The organism is Microcystis sp. BLCC-F209 (assembly GCF_041928595.1).
Classification (GTDB): Bacteria; Cyanobacteriota; Cyanobacteriia; order Cyanobacteriales; family Microcystaceae; genus Microcystis.
In genome coordinates this window covers 1-2,295 of record NZ_JBHFLL010000224.1, presented here as the reverse complement: position 1 = coordinate 2,295, position 2,295 = coordinate 1, and the positions used below count along the sequence as shown (strand labels likewise).

The 2,295-nt window shown below is 37.0% G+C and carries 2 protein-coding genes; both read right to left on the bottom strand.

Going from position 1 to position 2,295, the window contains the following annotated elements:
* Window positions 1-433 precede the first annotated feature (433 nt).
* On the bottom strand, window positions 434-853 hold the full coding sequence (locus ACE1AQ_RS14560) for a putative toxin-antitoxin system toxin component, PIN family (protein WP_106908509.1): 420 nt from the start codon (window positions 851-853) through the stop codon (window positions 434-436).
* Window positions 850-1,218: a type II toxin-antitoxin system ParD family antitoxin gene (locus ACE1AQ_RS14555; protein ID WP_002803329.1), complete on the bottom strand. Its 369-nt coding sequence runs from the start codon at window positions 1,216-1,218 to the stop codon at window positions 850-852. The genes ACE1AQ_RS14560 and ACE1AQ_RS14555 overlap by 4 nt, the downstream gene beginning before the upstream one ends.
* Window positions 1,219-2,295: the final 1,077 nt, after the last annotated feature.

Sequence of the window (2,295 nt, the reverse complement as noted above, 5' to 3'; positions counted from 1 at the left end):
TAAAAACCCTTGACAAATGACGAGACTTGCTTTAAACTTTTTATATAGTGGGAATCCGTGCGCCCATATATATAGGGTTTTTGAGCAAAGATAAGAGAGAAAAAAATAGACCCCAAAATCGGGTTGAGTAGGAAGAGGATATAAGGAAGGTATGAAGACAGAAAATTTCTCTCCCCGACAAGCATTAAACAAAGCATTATTCGAGATTCGCGACAGATTGAGGAAAGGGCAGATTTAATTTTAATGTTATGTGGGGATGAATATTATCCAAATACCTCTAATCAGGGGATTATGGCAATTATCGAGGATTTATAGTTCTCCTTTGAAGGTTTTATCTAGGATACTGGGAAACAGTGCGTCTAATTCTTGAATGGCTTTTTTTCTGAGTTGTTTCATCTCGTTGATGACGATTTCTTATTCTAAATCCCCACTTTCACTCATATTCACCCTCACCTATAAACAAATCATAAAACAAAGAAACCGAAATAATAACCGTTTGTTCTAATTCTATCATCTCCTCAAAATCCCGATCACCAGTAATCAAAAAATCCGCCTCACTAACCCTTGCTAAAGCGATAAACTTAGCATCTTTCGGATCCCTTGTAAAGTCAACATTAACATTAACTTCTATTAACTTTGTGCTATTTTCAATTAAAGTTAACCATTCTGCTTTCTTGGTATCACGTAGTTTTAACTTCTTTCGCTGTAAAACTTCTCTATACTCATCTAAAATTTCCTGTGATACTATCCAATCATAATCAGCATGACTAATAATAAAATTAATCACCTTTTCTGGTTTTCCATCAGCAACCGCCGCAGAAATAAGGATATTTGTATCAATAATAACTCTCATTCTCCTCTCCGATAAGCTTCAATTTCCGCCGCAATTTCTTCATCGGTTAACGGATTATCAGCGTGTAAAGCTTGGGTTTCTTGGCATAAACGCTTAAATTCTTCTGCTAACCTTACTTTTTCAGGATCAATCGGTTTGTCCTTATTTTGTTCCCGTTCTTTTCGATACTTCCTAATCTTTTCTTTTAATAAAGCTTTTGCGGATTCTGTCCCTTTAACATAATCGGGTAATATAATTTCATCCTCCTGTTCTTCTAATAGCTGAAACGCTTTAGAGATAACCTCTTGAGGGGTATTATATTTACCAGTTTTCAGTTGTCTTTCTAAAAACTGTTCCTGTTCAGGGGTTAACGTAATTTGTATCATAATTACCAAATAGTTTGAAGATTAGATAAAGCTTGAATATAGCAGAAACGTTAATCTGACCCTGATGCCTAACAACATTTTCTTTATCCTGATTTAAAACCCCCTTAATCTCAGCCATCAACCACCTGATTCTTGCATCCTTTTTCATAATAGCACTCAGTAACTGTTCGGGGGGCAAATGTTCAAAATCTTCCAGGAACTGGGGAAGTGGGGAGATTTTCAGAAAAACCCTTGACAAATGGCGAGACTTGCTTTAGACTTTTTAGATAATGGGAATCCGTGCGCAAATATATATAGGGTTTTTGAGCGAAGATAAGAGAGAAAAAAATAGACCCAAAAATCGGGTTGAGTAGGAATAGGGATAAAGGTATGAAGACGGAAAATTTCTCTCCCCGACAAGCATTAAACAAAGCATTCCTGAGAGTCAAACCGAGTCGTAGTCAGGTAGAGAAGTTTCAAACCCACCTGACTGGAAAGAGGGTATGGGGTGTAGGGTGTGGGGTGTAGGGAAGGAAACCTCTTTCATCTGTGGGGGTGAAAATTTTTTCATCGGGACTGACTGGAAAGTGGGAAGTATAAACGAGACAGAATCCAAAGCTGACTGCTGATGGATATAAAATCGGCTCGATTTTTTTTCTGAAAACCCTTGACAAATGACGAGACTTGCTTTAGAATTTTTAGATAATGGGAATCCGTGCGCAAATATATATATAGTTTTTGAGCAAAGATAAGAGAGAAAAAAATAGACCCCAAAATCGGGTTGAGTAGGAATAGGGATAAAGGTATGAAGACGGAAAATTTCTCTCCCCGACAAGCATTAAACAAAGCATTCCTGAGTAGGGATAATTCATGAATTATCCCTACGGAATTATCCCTACGGAATTATCCCTACGATCTGAATTGTTGTTACGGTGATTATAAAATCGGCTCGATTTTTTTTCTAAAAACCCTTGACAAATGACGAGACTTGCTTTAAACTTTTTATATAGTGGGAATCCGTGCGCCCATATATATAGGGTTTTTGAGCAAAGATAAGAGAGAAAAAAATAGACCCCAAAATCGGGTTGAGTAGGAAGA